At 49.1% G+C, this 5,077-nt stretch carries 2 protein-coding genes and 1 pseudogene; 1 reads left to right on the top strand and 2 read right to left on the bottom strand.

Annotated elements, in window-relative coordinates:
• Nucleotides 1-463, top strand: a pseudogene (locus CNE01S_RS25550) (hypothetical protein); the annotation flags it as partial.
• A gap of 344 nt (nucleotides 464-807) precedes the next feature.
• Here CNE01S_RS25550 and CNE01S_RS23740 read toward each other — a convergent pair.
• The gene (locus tag CNE01S_RS23740) at nucleotides 808-4,098 is read right to left on the bottom strand and encodes a DEAD/DEAH box helicase (protein WP_061279130.1); all 3,291 of its coding nucleotides are present in this window, start codon (nucleotides 4,096-4,098) and stop codon (nucleotides 808-810) included.
• A complete protein-coding gene (locus tag CNE01S_RS23735; protein WP_061279128.1) occupies nucleotides 4,091-4,945 on the bottom strand; it encodes a hypothetical protein in 855 nt (284 codons plus the stop codon). Before CNE01S_RS23735 ends, CNE01S_RS23740 begins: the two co-directional genes overlap by 8 nt.
• Nucleotides 4,946-5,077 lie beyond the last annotated feature (132 nt).

The following is a 5,077-nucleotide window of genomic DNA, read 5'->3' as shown; positions in this document are numbered from 1 at the left end:
AGAACCTGTGGTTATCCTGCCGGAGTTTGCCAGTCAGACGGAATCCGTGCTGGGAAACCGCGATAAACTTTTTGCTGACATTATCATCAACTCCCGGGATGAACTGCAGGCATTCATAAACGCCTGCAGTATTCTGAATTGCGCAAACGTGGTGGTGGATGAACTGGTTCCACTGAGTTCCAAGAAAACTCAATGGGTCAGAGGAAAGCGCGTTAAGATACAGGAGCCTGTTGTAAGACCTCGATTTACTTACAAAGTGCTGCAGATTTCGGATGAACAACGAACAAAATCAACAGGAAAAGGCATCAGTACAGGGGCGCATACGAAACGTATGCATCTTCGCAGGGGTCATATTCGCCGTTGGGGAGAACGGTTGATCTGGGTTCGTCCATCGGTAGTAAATCCAGGCTCTGTGCAAGGCGCTGTCATTAAAGATTACCAGCTTAACAAAACATCTAATTAGCCGTTATACGGAGAAAGGTGATTTTAAGGATTTGAATCATTTGTATAGGATAGCCAGGTAAACATGTTTGGTTTCCGGTGCAACATCGACAGCAACTCGGTGTATTTGCGCGAGGTAGTAGATGAGGCGCTGAGGCCCGCTACAGCGGTGCTCACCTGATACTCAACCATCCCAAGAGCCGAGTTATACTGTACAAGATACTGTCGGCATCAAGGATGCGCTGGTTTTGGTGGGAGTACAATCGTAGGGTCACGACATTGTTGCCAGCAGAGAAACTACGTTCTTTGCTGAATGTGGTCTAATCTGAGATTTGGGGGTATTCCCCCCTTCTCAGAAGGGTACGTCTACTCTTCATCATCCAAATCCGTAAATGCTTGGAGCGTGATTGCAGCTTGTACATCCTCCTTTACAATATCTATTTCAGCGGAAGCTCCAGCTTTAAAAGAGCCGCGCAGTGAGATATGTTCTTCAAAGGTTTCCACCCGCGAGGCGATTTTTGTCATTTGTCTTAAAACCATATGATGGCGATCATAATCACCAGCTCTCACCATCAGCGGAAGCATTTCAATCACGGGGAGCATAGGCACGTTTTGTTTAGTCGCTCTGTAAGCAGCTATTTGTCCAAGCACTCCGCATAGAAAGCCAATATCAGGAGCAATGCGTATAGCAAAACGGCGAGCCCGTTGTGCTTTAGTAGATTGGTTTGCTTGCTGCTTGACCTCTCCCTCGTGCTTTCGAATAAACGCGAGAAGCCAATCTTCGATCTCGATAAGTGTTCGCCCTGAGCACCACATTGATACCAATGTTTTTAGTGCTCCCAATATTCTTTTGGAAGTGGCCTTGGGTTTTGTTGTATTCGTGTAAGAACGACCAAAAACAGACTCAAGAGCAGCTTGTCTGACGAAAATCGTCAAATCTAAGGGATGGTCAGCCACTATATCCAACAGCCAGCTGATCCAGTGCTCTGTAGTCGTCTTTTCAACTGGTGCTGTATCAAACGCCTCATTCAATCTTTCGATCAGCTTCGGTGGAACACCATTACGGATAGCAATTTCTCTTTGCCAATCCAGAATAAGAGGGTCTTCCAGTTGTTCTTCCGCCTTTTTGAGAGCTATGCGGCGATGTTCGAGCCACTTATCAGCTCCCAGAGCATTAGTTTCTCTACGCCGAAAAAAGCCTAATGAACGGCAAACGATATCGTCGAAGCCGCTCTCTCCTGTTGTGGTGACAGCGGACAGACGCCTAATCATTGACTGCACTTTCGGATCCGAATTAGCAGATATCTCAATTCGATCAAGTAATAATTCTATCGGATCGTAAACCTCCTCACAGGCATCCTGCTCCGAGAAAACAATCTTCATAATTCCATCCGGCGGAAGAGAGAGATTATCTATTTCCACACAGATTGGTGTTGCAGGAACAACGATTGATAAGCCGGTTGCAGCATAGGCCGCACGACCAGCCCTCCCAAGCGCATTCAGTATCTCGTGTGGACGTAAGTCCGTGCGAGGGTTCCCGCTGGGATCATCAACCGCACTTCGGTCGGTCCCTGCAAGGATAACAACATCACACGGCAGATTAAGTCCCTGCGCGATTGTGGATGTTGCGGCGACTACATCTAGACCTAGGTCCTCGCTATCAGTATCCCTGCTAGCCCGAAAAACGCTTTCGGTCAGTCGCCGTTCCAATGGTAGCAAATCACCATGATGAACTGCTGCCCTGCACCCCATAGGGTCAAATGTAGCTTCGGCCGACCCTACATCCCTTATAACTAATTTACGTATTTCCTCCTGCGTCTTATCCAAAGCGATGGAGGCCGAGGCCAGTAGCTTATTGATCTGATCCGCCACGCTCCCGCACGCTTTAGAATCATTGCAGAAAACAATAACCCGCTTTCCTATGGCCGCATAGTCGGCCGCGATCTGCGCCGCGACTTCATTTCTGTTTGCTGTCAGTTTTCCTTTGGCATTTTTCACAAGCGGCGGCCGTTGCTCAGTGAGTGCCTGTATGACTAGCTTCTCCGGCCTTTTTGGGTGCCACCCAGAAATTAAAGAAAAGAGTCCAAAAGGTTGTGCGGGAACCCGGTTCTTTGCTGTTTTGGTTTTTGTCTTCGATGCAACTTGTATGGCCTTATATATGTCAGAGCGGTCATAGATGACACAAGAGCGAAGTTGCCGAGTTGGCTTCCAAGGATCATCGAACGCCTCAACCTCCCTTCCCGTTACAGACCGCAGCCAACGTGCGATTTCTGCACCGTTAGCGACCATAGCTGACAGTAATAGTAGGTCTGCTTCCTTACGATGGCGGAGAAACGTCAGGAGCGCCAACATCGAATCAATGGCGCGTGTGCTGATTTTCAATGAAGTAGCTGGATCATCTGCACTAATGAGATGAAACTCATCGAACACAAGGAGACCGACCTTGTCAAAAAGCTCAGGTGCGAAACCCAGGAGGGCAAGGCAACGCTCAGGGGTCATGACGGAGAAAGGTGGCAGCTTTTCTCCAAGCTCTTCGAGCGCAACGTCTTCAACGACGCTCACCACCTCTAAGTCACCGATTTGTGCAGAGAGATCGGTCTCGACTTGATCGACGAGCGCGTGAGTAGGAGCTAGGTAGACAACGCTCTCACCCGCACATAGAGTTGCTGCAATTTTCAGGACAGATAGCGTGGTTTTGCCCGAACCAGTCGGCGACGTCATCACCATAGATCTTCCACGGTTCAAATATCCCGTTCCGATAGCTTTTAGATGATTGATCCACAGAAAAGGACGAGATTGTGTCTGAGACTGGAGCCAGTCGGCCCATGTCTTTAGTCGCACACCTGATGGTGCTGGCAGTCGAATCAGCATCGCTGCCTGCACTCCATCAACAAGGCGACTCAGCAAAGTGGCCAAATGATGCGGACCGGCAAATTGATGATGAACTTTCCCTTCAAACTCTGAGTTAATCTCTACCGCTGTGGCTTCCGACAAGTGGAGAACACGCTTGAGCCTTGAGCGGATATCAGTGCCGGACACAACGCTACCACGCGCCTCCTGTCCAAGGCCCTGGACCACATAAGCACATTCCCTTAAAAGAAGATCAGTAGCTACTTCTCTACTATCTCGCGTTGCGATTTTATCTTCGTCAAGATCACGCTCTATCAGAGTAGTGAGATTACCAGTTGCCAATTCCCGAAGGCTCAGGATCAGGCTTCGTCGTACAGCTCGGCGCTCTCCCTTGGCCCGGAGTTGACTCGCGACCTCTGCCGCGTCCGCTGCCCGTCCAGCAATCAAAAATAAAAGCGTCGCCGAAATTGATGATCCTAATGCATCACTCGAAACAACGGTTGGTCGATCCAGTATGGTCTCACGAACACGGCTCAATATCTGATGAGCACTTGCGGCGACAAAAGCTGCGGCACGTGTTTGCTCAGGTCGAAGATTGAGTGCGACATAGGCTTCGAAGGTCGAAGCAAGGCGTCGAACTCGGTCGAGCACATCGCTCATGACTTCAGGTTCACCTTCGTGGGACATAAGGCGTACCGTAGCAAGTTCTATGTGCGCAGCCGTCAACAGCTCGTCTAGCGTTTCGGGATCAAGGCCTGGCAGGTCAGGGGCCTCCCGCAGGAGAGCACGGGAACTAGGGTCAAACATTAGAGATCTCCTCTACTTTGGCAGCCACCTCTCTGGCGAAAAGCTCCAAACCTTTGCGTACATCCTCGAAGGCCAAAATGCCAGCCGTGCGAGTGTCAAGTTCACCACCAGCAATCGTTTCAAAACCGTCGATGATGTGCAAAAAACTACCGGCCCTACGTTGATTTTCGCCAGTCGCTACAGCAACCCTAAACTCGCGAGCACCTTCCCAGAAAATTTGATCCACTGCCTCTTCTGCATCGATACTTGGGACCCCCCTCAGTAACGTTACGAGGTCGGCGAGGATCTCATCATCGCGATCGCCGTTCCTAATTGCCCCTATTTCGGGCCACACGCTAGAGGTTATAAGGTTGCGCGGCGATTTTGAGGCCTTGTCCTCACAGAGCACAATTCGTTTGATCTCACCCACACTCTGATCTAGTTCGATGATGAAGCCGTCAAAGCCTTTATCTGCTTGTCGAACATGGGGTGATGTCATATAGCCATTCGGAAGCTCTAGCCGAGCGGCAACCCAAGAGATATGCTGGAATAGAAGTCCGTCCCGGTGAATAATAGATGTATCGATCCGCTTTTCCGCTGCCTTCTTCTGTGCTTTGTTTCCTGACTTGAGTAGCTCGACGTCTTCAGCGCGCGGAGCCGTCAATTTTCTCACAACATTCTCGGCGACCCTGCCTTTCGGAACGCGCGGTTGCGGATCTAGAGTATTAATTACTCTCTGTGCGTTTTCTTCCTGCCGTAAATATAAATATGCAATCACTTCAATCAGCTTGGCTCGATTTTTATTGCTGATTGTCCATTCTGAAAACTCGCACTCTACAGTTGAGGTCTGATTGAAGGTAATTGGCATCCTATTTATTCACCTGCAATTGAAATAATTAATTATGATTTAAACATGAGAAGTTTCTTATGCAAACATGTTTGATTCAACGTTCTTCCGTAAGGAAAGCTGGCATTTTAATTGCGTCTGATTACCTTAGTG

The sequence above is a fragment of the Cedecea neteri NBRC 105707 = ATCC 33855 genome, assembly GCF_001571265.1.
GTDB lineage: Bacteria > Pseudomonadota > Gammaproteobacteria > Enterobacterales > Enterobacteriaceae > Cedecea > Cedecea neteri.
The sequence above is the reverse complement of the archived record's forward strand: the minus strand, read 5'-3'. Positions and strand labels throughout refer to the sequence as shown.